Genomic DNA, 17,554 nt, shown 5'->3' on the forward strand with positions numbered 1-17,554 from the left:
CAATGGGTGAACGTTTGACGACAGGTGAAACATGCACCCGCAACGTGACCATCGCCTTCAGGAAAACGACCCTGAGCGGGGCGGCGCGGCTCATGCGTGAGAACCATGTCGGCTGCCTTGTGGTTGTGGAGGAGACCGGCGGCATGCGAATCGTCGTGGGCGTGCTCACCGACCGCGACATCGTGACCGCTGTGGTGGCCCCGGGCCTTGATCTCAACAGCTTTTGCGTCGAAGACGTGATGAGCACCGACCTGATCACCGCGCGCGAGGATGATTCCCTGATTGATTTGATGCGCGCCATGCGCCGCAAGGGCGTGCGGCGCGTTCCCGTCATTGGAGGGCAGGGCGAGTTGATCGGCGTGGTGACGCTGGACGATGTGCTGGACATTCTGGCGCAGGAGCTGAGTCTGTTGGTGGGAGCCATTGACGGCGAAGGCAAGCGCGAGCGCCAGATGCGAAAGTAAGCCGGCCTCAATGGCTGGTCGTATTACCAGTGCAGTCGCCAGCTGCCATCCTCCTGCGTTTGTATGCCTGTGTTGAAGTGCCTGCCTTCGGTATCGAAGAGCGATTGCAGGCTGCGTCGTGCGGCGGGTTTGGCGTGCGTCAGACGCAGGCGGCGCAATTGCATGGGCACGATCTCAAGCCGTGTCAGCGCGCCGGTCTCACGCGAAAGTTGCGCGAAGTACAGGCAGACGGCGCTGGGGTCAAAGGTCTCCTGGGACGCGATGCCTTCATAGTCGTTGATGAGATCGCCACAGCCATAGAGAATGAGCCGCCCGCGATACACCTCGACCGGCCGCGGATGGTGGGACGAATGGCCATGGACGAGATCAGCCGCGCCCAGATCAATCAGGCGCTGCGCAAAGCGGCGCTGCAGCTGCGGCACCTCGGCGCCCCAATTGCCGCCCCAGTGCAGGGACACCATGACGAGATCGCCAGGCTGGCGGTGTCCGGCGACGGCTGTGGCTATTTGCTGTGCGCTGGTCTCGGTCAAATCCGGCAGCAGGGCGACGCCGGCGCGCTCCGGCGTGGCGGCCCAGGCTGAAGGTACGCCGCTGTCCGGACTGGCCCAGGAAAACACCAGCAGTCGTGCGCCGCCAGCAATTGGCAAGGCCGCAGGCGCGCAGGCCGCCTCAGTATGGCGGCCCGCTCCCACACTATGGATACCTGCCCGCTGCAGCGTTTGCAGGGTCTCGTCAAGTCCTGTCCGCCCCCAATCCAGCACATGGTTGTTGGCCAGCGCGCAGCAGTCAATGCGCGCGGCGGTCAGGCAGTCGATATTGGCGGGATGCATGCGGTAGTGAATGCCCTTGTTGGGCCAGTGTTCATCTGAGGTGGTGATTGCGGTCTCCAGATTGACCAGACGCAACTCGGGCTGGCGCCTCTCAATCTCGGCCAGTGCATCGCCCCAGATATAGTCCGGCGCCACCGGCGCGGGCACCCGTCCGTTCACGCGCTCGGCCAGCCGCACGTAGTCGCGTGCGTCGCGTACCCAGCTCTCATACAGCACCGGCGCGCCCGGGTGCGCCTGGATCTGGTCGACGCCACGCCCGGTCATGACGTCGCCAGCCAGCCAGAGCGTGAGTGTGTCCATGGCGCGCGGTGTTAGCCCTTGATGCACACCAGCGGCTCCAGTCGCGCCACCTTGCGCGCCAGGCCTGCCGCGTCGGCGGCATCGACGACCGCGTTCACATCCTTGTAGGCGTCGGGCGCCTCCTCGGCCACGCCGCGCATGGAGGGGCTGCGCACCAGGATGCCGCGTTGTGCCAGCTCATCGACGACGGTGCGCCCATTCCAGGTTTTGAGGGCCTGGTGGCGGCTCATGGCGCGCCCGGCGCCGTGGCATGCCGACGAAAAAGCCAGTGACTCCGAAGCCTGTGTGCCGGCCAGCACATATGAGCCGGTGCCCATGGAGCCGCCGATCAGCACCGGCTGGCCGCTGCTGCGCAAGGCTTGCGGTAGTTCAGGGTGGCCGGGGCCCCAGGCCCGCGTGGCACCCTTGCGGTGCACATAGAGTTCGCGCAATCTTCCATCGACTTTGTGCGTTTCCAGCTTGCAGGTGTTGTGCGACACGTCGTACAGCACCGGCAGTTGAGCCGCGGGCAGCAGCTTGGCAAACACGTCGCGCACCAACTGGGTCAGGATCTGGCGATTGGCCAGGGCGCAGTTGATGGCGGCCCGCATCGCGCCCAGGTATTCCTGGCCCAGGTCCGAGTGGATCGGCGCGCAGGCCAGCTCGCGGTCCGGCAACACGAGGCCGTGGCTGGGCGCGGCCTCCACCATCCGGCGCAGGAACTCGGTACCTATCTGGTGTCCCAGCCCGCGCGAGCCGCAGTGAATCATCAGCACGACATCACCCAGGTGCAGGTCATAAGCGCTGGCGATGGTGTCATCAAACACCGCCGTCACCTCCTGTACTTCCAGATAGTGGTTGCCACTGCCCAGCGTGCCCATCTCCTCGCGCTGGCGCTTTTTGGCCTGGTCGGAGACGTATTTCGGTTTGGCGTGCAGCATCTGGCCCTGTTCCTCAATGCGTTCCAGATCGGCGCTGGTGCCCCAGCCCCGCTGCACCGCCCATTTCGCGCCGCCGCTGAGCATGGCGTCCATCTGCGTGCTGTTGAGCCGGATCGACCCGGTGCTACCCACGCCCGCCGGAATCTGCTGGAACAGCGCGTCGGCCAGCTTGTGCTGCACGGCCGTGATGTGTTCGCGGCGCAGCCCGGTGTGCAGGCAGCGTACGCCACACGACACATCAAAGCCCACGCCACCGGCCGAGACCACACCACCGGCATCGGCGTCAAAGGCGGCTACGCCGCCAATCGGAAAGCCGTAGCCCCAGTGGGCGTCGGGCATTACACAGGATGCGCCGACGATGCCGGGAAGCGTGGCCACGTTGACCGCCTGCTCGTACACCTTGTGGTCCATGGCCTGTACCAGTTCCCGGCTGGCGAAGACCATGCACGGCACACGCATATTCCCCTGAGCTGGGATCTCCCAGGCGCAGGGGCCGTGTTGTTTGAGCAGATTCAGATCCATGGCTCAGACATCGACCACGGTTTGCGCCAGCCAGCCACCATTGAATGGTGCCACGCGCAAGGCGGTATAGGTGGCGCCCTTGACCTCCACCGCCGGCTGGTGGCGCCGCACCAGCGTTGGCTCACCCATCACCTGTGCAATCAGCTGCGTTCCTTTGAGTTCGACATGAAAGCGGGAGAACAGCATGTGCCGCACCGCCATTTCATACACGAGCGCATTGAGCCAGGCCGCCAGCAGCAGTTCGTCGTCTGGTGCCTCGCAAGTGATGCGCACCGCCTCGCGCTCGGCCACGCACTGGGGGTCGGTGATGACAGCCGTCAGCGCGAGGGCCGCCTGTTCAAATGCCTCGGCCTTGGTCGCACCAATACCACGCACACCGATGTCGGCGCCATGGTCGAAGTGTTCCCAGTGCTTCTGCACTGTGTCTACGACCGTCAGGGCTTGAGGCCGGCGCATGCATCCCGCCGCGGTTGGGCCAAAGCCTTGCCGCCCTTCTCTTTGGCGCGCGCTGCCATCTGTTCGTGGTGCTGGTCCAGATAGGCTTTGCATTCCTCGTAGGTCGTCATGGACCGCATGCGTGCACGATGTTCGTTGCGCTCTGCCCGTGTCATCAGGGTCCACCCCGGCGTGAAATCCGTCCCCCACTGCGCGGCCGGTCCGCGGCCGGCGCGCATGCCCGGTCCCATGCCCATGCCAGGCGTGGGCTCTGCACCGGGCGCGCTTTGCGCCAGCGCAGTGCCATCAAAAAGCGCAAGAGTCGAGACCGAAATGGCCAGCACTGCGGCCAGACGAATTAGTTTCATAGCAACCTCCCGGTAAGGATAAAAACGCTACTGGTTTGTATCCATTCCTGTGGCAGGGGGCATTGCGAAACATCAACGCCGAGGGAGGGTGACTCAGTCGATGCGGACAAGCCCGTCTGCCGCAAGCTTGAGCACGCGGTCAGCGCGCGCGGCAGCCGCCTGCGAATGGGTGACCAGCACCAGCGAAGCATGGTGTTCCCGGGTCTGGGCAATCAGCGCATCCATCACCGTGGCGGCGGTGGTGGGGTCGAGGTTGCCAGTAGGTTCATCGGCCAGCAGCAGGGTGGGGCGGTGGATCAGCGCCCGCGCGATGGCCACGCGCTGCAGTTGCCCGCCGCTGAGTTGCTGCGGCAGGCGTGGGCCCAGGCCGGTCAGGCCCACGGCGTCGAGCATGGCCTGCACGCGGGCGTCGTCATGCTGGCCCAGCAGCAGCAGCGGCAGTGCCACGTTCTGCGCCACATCCAGGTGCGGCAGCACGTGAAAGGCCTGGAACACAAAGCCGGTTTTCTCCCGACGCAGGCGGGCCTTCTGGTCGTCGCTCAGACGGCCCAGGTCAACGCCGTCCAGCAGCACCGAACCCGCGTCCCAGCTGTCGAGTCCCGCCATGCAGTTGAGCAGGGTGGACTTGCCCACGCCGGATTCACCCACAATGGCGACGAACTCGCCGGATGCCACAGTCAGCGATACCCTGCTGAACACGGCCACTTCGCCGTAGTGCTTGCTCAAATTTGTGATCACCAGACTCATGCGCGGCCCTTTGCAAAAGCTCGGGAAAAATCCCGGGCCTTGATGAGCACCTGCTGCAAGGCGGCAGGCTGGTCGCAGGCCACCACGTGGCGATGCGGCATGGACCGCAGCCAGGTGATCTGGCGCTTGGCCAGCTGGCGCGTAGCGAAGATGCCCTTGTCGCGCAATTCGCTCATGGGACTGCTGCCCTCCAGCGCCTCCCAGGCCTGCCGGTAGCCGACGCAGCGCATGGAGGGCAGATCGGCGTGCAGGTCGCCACGCGCGCGCAGGGCCTTGACCTCCTCCAGAAAGCCACTTGCCAGCATGGCGTCAAAGCGCTGGGCAATGCGCTGGTGCAGCCAGCCCCGGTCCAGCGGTTCCAGCGAGATCAGCAGTGACTCATTCTCCGAGGAGTTTGAGCCATTTTGGCCTGCAGCCCGCGTGAAATGTGCGCCACTAGCTATCATTTTTGCAGTATGAAAGGATGACAGCGCTTGCCCGGAAATCCGGAATACTTCCAGCGCCCTCTGAACGCGTTGCGAATCAGCGGGGTTCAGGCGCGCGGCCGTCACCGGGTCGACCAGCGCCAGCGCAGCGTGCATGGCGGGCCAGCCTTTGTGGCGGGCTTCTTCTTCCAGTTCCGCGCGGATGGCCGGGTCCGCCTTGGGCATGTCATCGAGCCCGACCAGCAGCGCCTTGAAGTACAGCATGGTGCCGCCCACCAGCAGCGGCAGTTTGCCGCGCGCCGAGATGTCGGCGATCAGCGCCTGGGCGTCGGCCACAAACTCGGCTGCGCTGTAGGCCTGCAATGGGTCGCGGATGTTGATCAGGTGGTGCGGCACGGCCGCCAGCTCGGCCGCTGATGGTTTCGCGGTGCCGATGTCCATGCCGCGGTAGACCAGCGCCGAGTCGACGCTGATGATCTCGATGTCATGTTCCTGGGCAATCGCCAGGGCGGCCGCCGTCTTGCCCGAGGCTGTCGGGCCAGCCAGCGCCAGATAGGCCCCCACGCCCGCCACCTTGTGTGCCGCGCTGCCCCCCGGGGGGACCTTCGCACCTTGGGGTGGCCCGGCGTCGCCCATCGCCTCATGTTTTTGCATGTCACTGCTCACCGGTTTTTCCATGCTTTTGCACCACGGTCCATGCCGCGAGGGCGATCAGCGCGCTCCAGAACCAGACGCCCAGGGCCAGCGGAAACACGGTGCCGTCCATGTGCGTGCCCAGCCAGCCGCCCATGGCGAAGGCCGCAATCATCATCAGGAATCCATTGAGTGCTGACGCCGCGCCGGCGGCTTGCGGGAATGGCCCCACGGCACCGCTCTGGCCGCAGGGCTGGTGGACGCCGTGGCCGAGCATGAAAAGGTACAGGGGCAGCATGATGGCCCAGCTCGTGTGCAGACCGGCCAGTGCCAGCACGCCCATGAGGGTGCCGCCCGTGAGGGTGAGGCCGCCCGCGATGGCCACCGAGCGGCGCACGCCAAAACGCGGCAGCAGACGCCGGCAAAGGAAGGTGCCCAGGATGTAGGCGAAAGACGTCGAAAACATCAGCAGCCCATACTGCGTCTTGCTCAGGCCCAGCACCTTGATGAAAACAAAGGATGACGACGCCAGAAACGTGAACAGGCCACCATATGACGCGCCGGACAGAGCGGAAAACGCCAGAAATGTGGGGTTGCTCAGGATGGTGAACCAGGTGCGGACCAGAGTGACGGGCTGGAGTGCCTTCATGTTCTTCTGTGGCAGGGTTTCCTCAAAGCGCAGCGCGACCATGGCCAGGCAAACGGCCCCAAAAACCGCCAGCGTGAGCAGGGCTGCACGCCAGCCGTACAGATCCGACAGCAGGCCTCCCAGTGGCGCACTGAAGCAGGCAATCACGCCCAGACCGGTCAGCCCCTTGGACATGATGCGGGCGCCCTGGACCGGCGTGTACAGGTCGCGCACGATGGCGCGGGCGCACATCACCCCCGCGCCCATGGCGGCTCCCTGCACGGTGCGCCACACAATGAGCATGTCCATGGTGGGTGCCAGCGTGCTGGCCACCGATGCCAGCACGTAGGCCGTCATCCCGGTCAGCAGCACCGGGCGCCGGCCAAACCGGTCCGACAACGGACCCCAGATGAGTTGCGACAGGCCAAAGGCCAGCAGCAGGGCCGTCAGCGTCAACTGGGCCTGCGCCATGGGTGCGCCAAAGCCCTCAGTGAGGGCCGGCAGCGCCGGCAGGTATAAATCGGTGGTGACCGGTTGCAGGCCCAGCAGCAGTGACAGAATCAAAACGGTCAGGCCGGGCTGCATGGCAGGAATGGCAGTGGGAGAAGGGTGAACAGACATCCAGCTGAGCGTATCAGATCAATACCCGTCTCTCACCTGTCTGGCCAGTGCGGCCACTCGCAGAAATTTACAGATGACGCTGTCGCATTGACAACTCTCAACTCAAGCGCGGACCCACTTGGCATCCATCATTGCCTACAGCGCTATTTACGCTGTACCCTATCTCCTGTAAGATTTTTCGCATTGCCTGGCCACCGCATTGATTACGTCAGAACCATCATCCAAAGTGTCAACCTCCACGGAAACCCCTGGCGTGGATGCGCCCGCTGAAGATGTTTCTCACAAGCTTCAGGTGGCTTATCGGCTGCTGTTTGAACGCAATCCCCTGCCGATGTGGGTGTATGACGTCAAGACCCTGCGCATGCTGGCGGTCAACGAGGCAGCCGTTGCCAAGTACGGTTATAGCAAGCAGGAGTTTGTCGGACTGACCCTGCTGGACCTTCACCACGAAGACGATGCGGCGCAACTGCGTGAGCACCTCGAGCTCCCGCCGGAGGCCCAGCGCATGCCCAGACTGTGGCAGCACAGGCATCGCGACGGCGGTATGTCTGAAGTCGAGGTGGTCACAGAAGACCTTGAGCTCGACGGCATTCGCGCGCGCATGGCGGTGGTTCGGGACCTGACGGCGCAGCGCCGCGCGGAACAGGCACAACGAGAGCTGGAACGCAGCCTGACAACTATGCTGGAGAACATGCCCGATGGCTTTTTTTCACTGGACCGTGCCGGGCGCTTCACCTACGTGAACTCCCGTGCCGAAGAGCTTCTGCATTTCCATCGCGATGAGTTGGTGGGATTCAATGTGTGGGAGAAGTTTCCGGAAGCAGTTGGAACCATTTTCCAGAGGGAGTACGAACGTGCAATGGTCGAGGGCACCGCATCGTCCTTCGAAGCCGAATATGCCCCCCTGGGGGCATTCTGGAAAGTGCGCGTCTATCCTTCGGAGCAAGGCTTGGCGGTTTACTTCCGCGATGTCACCGAGCGCCGTGTGCCCGAGCAGCGTCTGCTGGAGGAGCGGGAGACCCTCTCCGCCGTGGTCAACGCGACAAATGACGCCATCATCAGCGTGGATGTGGAAGGAAAGATCAAGATGTTCAACCCGGGCGCCGAGCGCATTTTTCGACGCACGCAGGCCAGCATGCAGGGCGAGTCCATTGATGCGCTGCTGCCCGAGCGGTGTCGGGAAGGGCACAGACAGAGCCTGCGCCAATACGCCGAATCAAGGGGAAGCAGCCGCATGATGGGATTGGGTCTGGTGAAGGGGCTGCGCGCAGACGGTCAGGAGCTTGACCTGGAAAGCACCATCTCCCAGGTGACGGTCAACCAGCAGCAGGTGTTGATTGCGAATTTTCGGGATGTCACCGAACGCGCGCGAGCTGATGCCGAAATCCGGCAGTCTCAGGCGCAGCTTTCCGATCTGACACAAAGGCTCATGACGCAGGAGAAGGCGCTCGTCAAGCGCCTGGCGCAGTCGCTGCACGATCAGCTGGGGCAGACCATGGCTGCCATTCGCATGGCCCATGAAACGATCATGACATTGCAGGCAGAAAAAGCCACCACCGGCGTCGACCGGCTCCAGGCGCAAATGGGCATGCTCATCGGTCAGGCCATCCGGCAGGTCAGGCAGGTGCTGATCGACTTGCGGCCCCCCTTGCTGGATGAGCAGGGTCTTGCGGAAGCGCTCGACAACGAGCTTCGAAACCGCTCCCTGACGCAGCCCCAAGTCGATTTTTCCATTGACGTGGCGCCAGACGTGGCCCTGATGCGCTGGCCGACCGAGGTTGAATATGCCGCGTTCATGGTCGGGCGCGAAGCGATCGAAAACGCGTTGCGGCACTCGGGATCGTCTATCGTTTCCGTGCGACTGACGGGCACTCCTGCGTCATTGCGGCTGGAGGTTGCTGACAACGGCGTGGGGATCGCAGCAGGCGGTACCTCGCGGCCGGGTCACCTTGGCATTGTCGGCATGCACGAGCGAGCCCAGGCGATTGCCGCCACCGTCACGATCGAGCCCGGTGAAGCCCGGGGCACGCGTGTGATTTTCAGCTGGCAGCGAGCATCATGAGCCGCCTGTACCTGGTCGACGACCACCAATTGATGCGCGAGGGCCTGCGGGCCCTGCTGGAGGCAAGAGGGCATACGGTCGTGGGGGAGTCGGCGGACCCCACCGAAGCGCTGGCCGACCTGCTGCGCCTGCGCCCCGAGGTGCTGCTGCTGGACCTCAATCTTGGCGGGCGTTCGGGGTTCGAGTTGCTGGCGGAGTTGCAGCGCCGCCACCTGCCGACCCGCTGCGTCGTGCTGACCATGTCGGCCCAGCCGCGCCAGGTGGCTGAAGCGCTGCGCATGGGGGCCAGCGCCTATGTGCTCAAGGGTTCTGCGGGGAGCGATCTCATGGCCGCCATTGAGGCGGCGGTTCAGGGGAAAAAACATCTTGGTCCTGAGGTGGCCGATCTGGCGCTGCAGGTCTTTACCCAGCAGGATGAGCACGATCCCTTGAGCGCGCTGTCGCCGCGAGAGCGTCAAATCATCACCATGGTGGTGGAGGGCCAGTCCAGTGCCAAAATTGGTCTGGAGCTCCATTTGTCGCCCAAGACCGTTGCGACTTATCGCAGCCGCCTGATGGCCAAACTGGGTGTGAGCGATGTCGCGGGCCTGGTGCGACTGGCCGTACGGTACAAGCTGATTGACTCCGACGACCAGGGTGTCAGGGGCCGGCGTTCGTCGGATACGTCGAGCTGACTGTCCATCGCTGCCTGCGTGACCCGTCAATATCTCCCTACAGACTGGACACGGTGCCCGACCTAAAGTTGTCTCCGGGGTTTGTTTGAGCGCCCACCGGGCGCGGCATCCGGCAAGAGAGCAACAACATGATGAACGTTCAACCAATATCGAGTTCAGCCCGCTGGCTGCCCTCGGCGAATCAACCTGCGCTTAAGCTGGAGAGCGATGAGCGCTGGTCAAATTTTCAGGAGATTTTGAGCTTATTGCGGTTCGACGGCCATGTGCACGAAATGAACGACACCAGCCTGTTCCGGCGTCGTCGCCTCAAGGCAGGCCAGTCGGCCTTGAGCATGGGACAACCCTTTGAGGGGCTTTATGTGGTTCGACTCGGCGCACTCAAGACGTCGATGACGCATGTCGATGGCGCCGAGCATGTGCTCGCCTTTCCGATGAAGGGTGACCTGCTGGGTTTTGACGGCATCTGCAAAAACAAATACTTGAGCGAAGTCGTTGCCTTGACGGATTGCGACCTGATCAAGATACCCGCAGCGGAGTTGTTTTCACCGGGCCGGGGTTGCAATGACATCGAGCGCATGGCCTACTGGGCCATCAGCCGCGAGATCGTTCAGGAGCAAACCAACTATGCGCTGTCGCACTCGGCCAAGTCCGAGGCGCGGGTGGCCCGTTTCCTGCGCATCCAGTCGGAACGTTTTACGGCCATGGGCTACTCTCCCAACCGGTTCACCTTGCCGATGACCCGACGCGACATCGGCAACCACCTTAACGTCACGCTGGAAACCGTCAGCCGCGCCTTCTCTGCGCTGGACCATTTGGGAATCATCGCGGTCGAACGGCGTGAAATCAAGATTCTGTCGCTGGAAGCGCTGCGTAAATTCGAGAATTAGTCGTCATGGCTGCCGTTAACGTCGTGTCGCTTCACGGGAGCAGCCCCAAATTCGAAAGCATGCTGGTTCCCACCGACGGTTCGGCCCTGTCCATTGCGGCCGCACTCAAGGCGGTGGCATTCGCGAAGCGTCTGGAAGTGCGGGTGGTGGCCTTTCATGCCATACCTGTTTACCAATACCCGGTCTATGTGGGCGGCATCCCGTTTGAGTATCCATCCGAGGCAGACTACGAGACGCAGTGCCGGGCCATCGTGGATCGCTATCTTGACCTTGTGGTGAAGGCCGCCAGCGCGCAGGGCGTGCCTGTGAGCACACGAATCGAATTCAACTCGGCGCCGGCACAGGCCATTGTGGACGCGGCAAAACGCGAGAACTGTGGCATGATCTTCATTGGGTCCCACGGACGTGGCGGCATGTCGAGGGTCTTTCTTGGCAGCGTAGCGCTCAAGACGCTGACCCTGGCCCCCATACCGGTCCTGGTGGACCGACCGACGCCGGAGGAGATTGCTCACGCAGAAGAGTTGATGAGCCAAAGTGCCATTGAACCCTGATATACGCCAGTCTTTTTGTGGCTTTTGCCTGCATTTACACTGTCACTCTGAACAGTTACAGTCAGCCCAGACAGGCTGTCCTCAAAGAGACCAGGCGGAGGTTGATTGAAAAACAATGACGCGCTCCCCGCGAGCGGGCTCTTTCCCATTGTCGGCATTGGCGCTTCGGCGGGCGGTCTGGTGGCGTTGGAGCAATTTCTGTCCAACGTGCCACTTCACAGTGGCATGGCTTTTGTGATCGTGCAACATCTTGACCCCCATCGGGAGGGCATGCTGGTCGAACTGCTGCAACGTCACACCTCCATGCCCATTGTTGAAGCCACAGACCAGGCGCAGGTCGAGCCTGACCATGTCTATGTGATTCCACCAGGCCGTGACCTGTCCGTGCTGAACGGCGTGTTGCATTTGCTGGAGCCGCCGGAGCCCCGCGGGCTGCGCCTGCCGATCGATTTCTTTTTCAAGTCACTGGCCGATGACCGGCAACAGAACAGTATTGGCGTCATATTGTCAGGCATGGGCTCGGATGGGACACTGGGCTTGCGCGCCATCAGGCACGCCGCCGGGGCGTGCTTTGTACAGACGCCGGCTGAAGCCCAGTTCGACAGCATGCCGCGCAGCGCAATCGATGCCGGTGTCGCCGACGTTGTCGCTCCGGCTGACAAACTGCCCGGCAAGATCTTGGCCTATGTGGGGCGCGTCCAGCTTGGTGCCCAAGCCGAGACCGAGGCCGAGGTTGATCAAAAAGACATCGGCTTTCTGGACAAGGTGATTCTCCTGCTGCGCTCCCAGACCGGGCATGACTTTTCGCTGTACAAGAAAAGCACCATCTCCAGGCGCATCGAGCGGCGTATGGGCTTGCACCAGCTGGCGCGAATCAGTGACTATCTGCGTTACTTGCGCGAGAACCTGGCGGAATCGGAGTTGCTGTTCAACGAACTGCTGATTGGCGTTACCAGCTTTTTTCGGGATGCGGCCGTTTGGGAGCAGCTCAAAGCCGAAGTCATACCGGCGCTGCTGGCGAGCCACCCGGATGGCGCGGTGCTGCGGGCTTGGTCGCCAGGCTGCTCCACCGGCGAGGAGGCCTATTCGCTGGCCATGATTTTCAAGGAGGTGATCGAAGAAACCAAGCCGGCGCATCGGTTTTCGCTGCAGATTTTTGCCTCTGACCTGGACAAGGATGCCATCGCGACGTGCCGGGCAGGCGTCTATCCCCGCAGCATTGCATCCGATATGCCGCAAGCACGCCTGAACCGCTTTTTTGTGGAAGATGTCTCCGGCTACCGGGTCTGCAATGAGATTCGCGAGATTGTGATCTTTGCCGAGCAAAACCTGATTGTCGACCCGCCCTTCACCAAGCTTGATCTGCTGAGCTGCCGCAATCTGCTGATTTATCTGGAATCGGAGTTGCAGGCCAAGCTCATTCAGCTTTTCCATTACAGCCTCAATCCCGGGGGCTTCCTGGTGCTGGGGAGCGCGGAGTCCGTTGGTGCCGCGGCCGGCCTGTTTGCGCCGCTCGCAGGGAAGTCCCGGATTTACCGGCGACTTGATGCCCCTGCTCGCGTGTTGCCGATGGGCTTCCCCGCAGCATTTGTCCAGACTTTTCCCAGATCGTGGGCTGGGGCCGACGCGCCGGAGCATGGGGGCGTGATCCCGGCGCCGAATCTTCAGATGCTGGTCGACAGACAGGTTTTGTTGCGGTACTCGCCAGCGGCTGTCCTGGTGACAGACCAGGGCGACATGCTCTATTTCAGTGGCAAAACCGGCAAATACCTGGAACCTGCCATCGGCAAGCCCAGCCTGAATCTGTTTGCGATGGCCCGTGAGGGGCTCAACCAGGCGCTGAGCGAGGCCTTTCACCGCGCGGTGCGGGGAAAGACCGCGGTCGATCTCAAGAACGTGAAAGTCAGCGGCGATGGCGTCAGCCAGTATGTCGATGTGGTCGTCCAGCCCCTGGAGGACCCCCCGGGTCTGCGCGGGATGGCGCTGATTGTGTTCAAGGATGTGGCTGGACCCAGCCGCAGGAAGTCGGCAAAAGCGGCTGCCGATGCAGGGAACAACAGTGCGCGCATGCAGGAACTGATGCATGCACTGCAGCAGTCCCGGGAGGAGGCCAAGTCCACCCGGGAGGAAATGCAGACCTCCCAGGAAGAGCTGAAATCGACGAATGAAGAGTTGCAGTCCACCAATGAGGAGCTGCAGTCCACCAACGAGGAACTGACGACCTCCAAGGAAGAGATGCAGTCCATCAATGAAGAACTGCAGACGGTCAACCATGAACTGCAGGCGAAAGTGACCGAGTTGTCCCGCACCGGCAATGACATGAAGAACCTGCTCGACAGCACTGAAATCGCCACCCTGTTTCTGGATGCGGCACTCAATGTGCGGCGCTTTACGGCCCAGACCACCCGCATCATCAAGCTGATTCCCGGTGATATAGGCCGCCCGATTACCGACATCGTGACCGACTTGAACTATCCAGAGATGCTGCAGGACGCGCACGACGTGCTGCGCACCCTGGTGTTTCGGGAGCGGGATGTCTCAACGGCGGAGGGGCACTGGTTCAAGGTGCGCACCATGCCGTATCGCACCCAGGAAAACCGGATCGACGGCTTGGTCATCACTTTTTCGGACATCACCGCGAACAAGAAGCTGGAGCAAGAGTTGCGCGCCGCCCAGGCCCGGCTCGCAGCGTTGCTGGAGAATTTAAAGCGCGAGGGCGTCGTTGATGGCCTATCGTAGAAATCCATCGACGATAGGTGAGCTACGTGACGCCGCCGGAAAGCGGCTGTTGGGTCGCATGAGCAGTGACGCCACAGCGTTGACCCTGGTGCAGGCTCAAAAGCTGTTTGAAGAGCTGGAAGTCCATCAGATAGAGCTGGAGCTGCAAAACGAGCATCTCAACGCCGCCCGGGCGCAGCTTGAGATGGCGCTCAATCAAAGCAGCGAGCTGTATGACTTTGCGCCCGTGGGTATTCTCTCGCTTGACCTGAACGGTGCCATTACCAAGCTGAACCTGGCGGGTGCCAGTTTGCTGGGTGGAGAGCGTGCCCGGCTCTTGGGCAGCCGATTGGGCTCGTACATCTCTGACGAGGAGCGCCCTGTGTTTGCCGCCATGCTGGAGCGGTGCGCGAAATCCGGCGATGTGCAGGGCTGTGAGTTGGCGCTCAAGAAGCAAGGGCGTCTCGTCACGCATGTGCAGATCAAGATCGCGCCGCTGGGGGACGACGTGGGGTGGCAGGTCATTCTGATGGACGTCACGGACCGCCGGGAAATGGAAGCACAGTTGCGGGCGAGCGAGGAGCGCTGGAAGCTCGCACTTGATGCCGTTGGTGACGGCGTCTGGGACTGGAATGTGCAGACCGGCGAAGTAGTTTATTCAAAACGCTTCGGGCAACTCTTCGGCTTCGCGGACGCCGAATACGGACGCCACATCGAGGATATGACTACCCACATACATCCGGACGACAAACCACGTGTGATCGCGGATTTGCAGGCGCATTTGAGCGCCAACTCGGCCGTTTTTGTCAATGAACACCGGGGACAATGCAAGGACGGAAGCTGGAAATGGGTTCTTTCCCGCGGCACCGTCGTCAGCCGTGGCGAAGACGGGAAGCCATTGCGGATGATCGGCACGAATGTCGACATCACGCACAGAAAGCAGATCGAAGAGGCTTTGCGGGTCGCCAGCCGGTTCCAGCAGGCTGTATTTGATTCCCTGGCGGCGCAAATCGCCGTGCTGGATCGGCGGGGCCTTGTGCTGCAGACCAATGCCGCATGGCGTCAATATGCTATTGACAACGGCTTGGCCGATGCGCCCTGTTTTGTTGGCGGCAACTACCTGGAGGCACTTGATTGCATCACTGGCAAAGACCAGGAAACGGTGCTGGCTGCCTCGGCCGGCATTGCTTCAGTCATCGCTGGCGAGCTTGCTCATTTCCAGCTTCCGCAGCCCTTCTTCGCGCCATCGGACAAGCGTTGGTTCATCTTGAAAGTAACAGCCGTTCACGATGCCGCGGAACGTATCGTTATCAGCCATGAAGATGTCACCGGCATCAAGACGGCCGAACTGGCCAGTCTGACGCTTGCCAACATCGACACATTGACTGGCGCCCTGAGTCGACGCAATTTCCTCAATCTGGCCGAGCATGAGATCACCCGCTCAATTCGCTATGAATTGCCATTGATGGTATTGATGCTGGACCTGGATCATTTCAAGCTGATCAACGACCGCCATGGGCATGCGGCGGGCGATGTTGTTCTGCAGGGCTTTGTGCGCACTGTGTCCGCTGTCTTGCGGGAATCGGATCTGATTGGCCGCATCGGCGGAGAAGAATTCGCGGTCTTGCTGCCCAACACGGCGCTTGAAGGGGGGTGTGCGCTGGCGCAACGGATTATCGACAGTGTGCGGGTCAGCCCGGTTGAGTTTGACGGAGAGCGCATCCCCTACACGGTCAGCATCGGGGCGGCCTGTCTGTCGAACGAGACTTCCTTTGCGGCCTTGCTGGGCGTGGCCGATGGCGCGCTGTACCGGGCCAAACACGGTGGACGCAACCGCCTTGAAGTGGGCCTGCAATAGCCTGCCGGAGGAGATGGCTTGGACAAGAAACAGACCTGGAACCTTGGCTACTGGCTTATGGCGCTAGTGCTTTTGTTGCTGCTGCAGGACGTCTGGCAAAACGCCAGTCAGGCGCAGGCGGTGCCCTACAGTGAATTCGAAAAGGCCCTGGCCGCCGGCCGCATTGCCGACATCACGGTTTCCGACCGCACGATCATCGGCCGACTGAAGTCGGCTGAAGGGAAGAAGACCACCTTGGTGGCGGCGCGCGTGGAGCCAGACTTGGTGGCACGTCTGGAGAAATACGACGTGCCGTATACCCGGGTCGTGGAGAACACGCTAGTGCGAGACCTGATGTCGTGGATCGTGCCGGCGCTCGTGTTTTTTGGGCTGTGGTTCTTCCTGTTCCGCCGCTTTGCCGACAAGCAGGGTATGGGCGGATTCCTGTCGATTGGCAAAAGCCGCGCCAAGATTTACGTCCAGACCGATACCGGCGTCACCTTTGCTGACGTGGCTGGCGTCGACGAGGCCAGACATGAGCTCGAAGAGGTCGTCGATTTCCTCAAGCATCCGCAGGAATACGGGCGTCTGGGCGCCCATATTCCCAAAGGCGTGCTGCTGGTGGGGCCGCCCGGCACGGGCAAGACCTTGTTGGCCCGGGCCGTGGCGGGCGAAGCCGGCGTGCCTTTCTTTTCGATCTCGGGCAGCGAGTTCGTCGAGATGTTCGTCGGCGTGGGTGCCGCGCGGGTGCGCGATCTGTTTGAGCAGGCGCGCGCCATGGCGCCGGCCATCATCTTCATTGACGAACTGGACGCACTGGGGCGCGCACGGGGTGCCTTTCCTGGCCTGGGCGGCCACGACGAGAAGGAGCAGACGCTGAACCAGCTGCTGTCGGAGATGGATGGTTTTGATTCGTCGGTCGGGCTGATCATCCTGTCGGCGACCAACCGGCCCGAGATCCTGGATCCCGCGCTGCTGCGCGCGGGCCGCTTTGACCGTCAGGTGCTGGTGGACCGTCCGGACCGGAAGGGCCGCATTGACATCCTGAAGGTGCATGTGCGCAAGGTGAAGCTCGACTCGGGTGTGCGGCTGGAGGACGTGGCAGCCCTGACTCCCGGCTTCAGCGGCGCCGACCTGGCCAACCTCGTGAACGAGGCCACGCTGGTGGCTACCCGGCGCAAGGCGGATCAGGTCACGTTGCCGGACTTCACGGCCGCCGTGGAACGCATCGTCGCCGGCCTGGAGCGCAGGAACCGGGTGCTCAATCCCAAGGAACGCGAGGCGGTGGCGTTTCACGAGATGGGCCACGCCCTGGTGGCGCTGGCCCAGCCGGGCACGGACCCGGTGCACAAGGTATCGATCATCCCGCGCGGCATTGGCGCACTTGGCTACACCATCCAGCGCCCCACCGAGGACCGCTACCTGATGACGCGTCCCGAACTTGAGCAGAAAATCTCCGTCTTGCTGGGCGGGCGGGCGGCCGAGAAGCTGGTGTTTCAAGTGCTGTCAACGGGTGCGGCGGACGACCTGGCCAAAGCCACTGACATTGCCCGCGACATGGTGACCCGCTATGGCATGGACGAGGACCTTGGTTATGTCGCCTTTGAGCCCAAGCGCCAGCAGATGCTCGATGTCCCGGCAGGGGTGCTGCCTCAGGGTAGTCCGGTCTCGGAACACACGCAGCAACGCATAGACGATGCGATCCGGGGCATCGTCATGGGCGGCTTTGATGCCGCAACCGCCATTCTGGGTGCGAATCGCGACGTGCTGGAGCGCGGCGCGCGTGCCCTGCTGGACAAGGAAACACTGGATGAGGCGGCCATACGTGCCCTGGCTATGGACCTGACGCGAATCGATTCAACTCGTACGCCGCAGGTAGCCACGTCGCCTGCTGAAACGCCATGATCCGCTTCATGGCCAAGCTCGAAAGGG

The 17,554-nt window shown here is 62.5% G+C and carries 15 protein-coding genes; 8 read left to right on the forward strand and 7 right to left on the reverse strand.

Annotated features, from left to right (window positions below; genetic code table 11):
* Positions 1-2: 2 nt before the first annotated feature.
* Complete coding sequence (locus Q7T10_RS01020; RefSeq protein ID WP_304744938.1) at positions 3-464, forward strand: CBS domain-containing protein; 462 nt, start codon at positions 3-5, stop codon at positions 462-464.
* 23 nt (positions 465-487) lie between these two features.
* Here the strand turns inward: Q7T10_RS01020 and Q7T10_RS01025 are convergent, their stop codons facing one another.
* From Q7T10_RS01025 to Q7T10_RS01055, 7 genes are all read right to left on the reverse strand, one after another.
* Positions 488-1,594 (reverse strand): CapA family protein, encoded by a 1,107-nt coding sequence (locus tag Q7T10_RS01025; protein ID WP_304744940.1) that lies wholly within the window; start codon positions 1,592-1,594, stop codon positions 488-490.
* 11 nt (positions 1,595-1,605) lie between these two features.
* Positions 1,606-3,036 carry an RtcB family protein gene (locus Q7T10_RS01030; protein WP_304744942.1) on the reverse strand — a complete coding sequence of 477 codons (1,431 nt, stop codon included), beginning with the start codon at positions 3,034-3,036 and terminating at the stop codon, positions 1,606-1,608.
* A 3-nt stretch (positions 3,037-3,039) separates the two neighbouring features.
* Positions 3,040-3,492: an archease gene (locus Q7T10_RS01035; RefSeq protein ID WP_304744944.1), complete on the reverse strand. Its 453-nt coding sequence runs from the start codon at positions 3,490-3,492 to the stop codon at positions 3,040-3,042.
* On the reverse strand, positions 3,471-3,839 hold the full coding sequence (locus Q7T10_RS01040; protein WP_304744946.1) for a hypothetical protein: 369 nt from the start codon (positions 3,837-3,839) through the stop codon (positions 3,471-3,473). Before Q7T10_RS01040 ends, Q7T10_RS01035 begins: the two co-directional genes overlap by 22 nt.
* A 93-nt stretch (positions 3,840-3,932) precedes the next feature.
* The gene (locus Q7T10_RS01045) at positions 3,933-4,586 is read right to left on the reverse strand and encodes an ABC transporter ATP-binding protein (protein WP_304744948.1); all 654 of its coding nucleotides are present in this window, start codon (positions 4,584-4,586) and stop codon (positions 3,933-3,935) included.
* Positions 4,583-5,647: a tRNA (adenosine(37)-N6)-dimethylallyltransferase MiaA gene (gene miaA / locus Q7T10_RS01050; protein WP_370653706.1), complete on the reverse strand. Its 1,065-nt coding sequence runs from the start codon at positions 5,645-5,647 to the stop codon at positions 4,583-4,585. The genes Q7T10_RS01045 and miaA overlap by 4 nt, the downstream gene beginning before the upstream one ends.
* A 19-nt stretch (positions 5,648-5,666) precedes the next feature.
* A complete protein-coding gene (locus Q7T10_RS01055; protein WP_304744952.1) occupies positions 5,667-6,893 on the reverse strand; it encodes a multidrug effflux MFS transporter in 1,227 nt (408 codons plus the stop codon).
* A 226-nt stretch (positions 6,894-7,119) separates the two neighbouring features.
* Between Q7T10_RS01055 and Q7T10_RS01060 the strand changes: the two genes are divergently transcribed.
* The 7 genes from Q7T10_RS01060 to ftsH all read left to right on the forward strand — a co-directional run bounded on the left by Q7T10_RS01060 (position 7,120) and on the right by ftsH (position 17,527).
* Entirely contained in the window at positions 7,120-8,955 is a 1,836-nt protein-coding gene (locus Q7T10_RS01060; protein ID WP_304744954.1) for a PAS domain S-box protein, read from the forward strand.
* Positions 8,952-9,629: a response regulator transcription factor gene (locus Q7T10_RS01065; RefSeq protein WP_304744956.1), complete on the forward strand. Its 678-nt coding sequence runs from the start codon at positions 8,952-8,954 to the stop codon at positions 9,627-9,629. The genes Q7T10_RS01060 and Q7T10_RS01065 overlap by 4 nt, the downstream gene beginning before the upstream one ends.
* A 128-nt stretch (positions 9,630-9,757) precedes the next feature.
* The gene (locus Q7T10_RS01070) at positions 9,758-10,516 is read left to right on the forward strand and encodes a Crp/Fnr family transcriptional regulator (protein ID WP_304744958.1); all 759 of its coding nucleotides are present in this window, start codon (positions 9,758-9,760) and stop codon (positions 10,514-10,516) included.
* A 5-nt stretch (positions 10,517-10,521) separates the two neighbouring features.
* Positions 10,522-11,067 (forward strand): universal stress protein, encoded by a 546-nt coding sequence (locus Q7T10_RS01075; RefSeq protein WP_304744960.1) that lies wholly within the window; start codon positions 10,522-10,524, stop codon positions 11,065-11,067.
* Between the two features lie 105 nt (positions 11,068-11,172).
* A complete protein-coding gene (locus Q7T10_RS01080) occupies positions 11,173-13,806 on the forward strand; it encodes a chemotaxis protein CheB (protein WP_304744962.1) in 2,634 nt (877 codons plus the stop codon).
* Positions 13,793-15,643 (forward strand): diguanylate cyclase, encoded by a 1,851-nt coding sequence (locus tag Q7T10_RS01085; RefSeq protein ID WP_304744964.1) that lies wholly within the window; start codon positions 13,793-13,795, stop codon positions 15,641-15,643. Before Q7T10_RS01080 ends, Q7T10_RS01085 begins: the two co-directional genes overlap by 14 nt.
* An 18-nt stretch (positions 15,644-15,661) precedes the next feature.
* Entirely contained in the window at positions 15,662-17,527 is a 1,866-nt protein-coding gene (gene ftsH / locus Q7T10_RS01090) for an ATP-dependent zinc metalloprotease FtsH (RefSeq protein ID WP_304744966.1), read from the forward strand.
* The last annotated feature ends 27 nt before the right edge of the window (positions 17,528-17,554 follow it).

It is taken from the genome of Rhodoferax sp. (genome assembly GCF_030646845.1).
Classification (GTDB): Bacteria; Pseudomonadota; Gammaproteobacteria; order Burkholderiales; family Burkholderiaceae_C; genus Rhodoferax.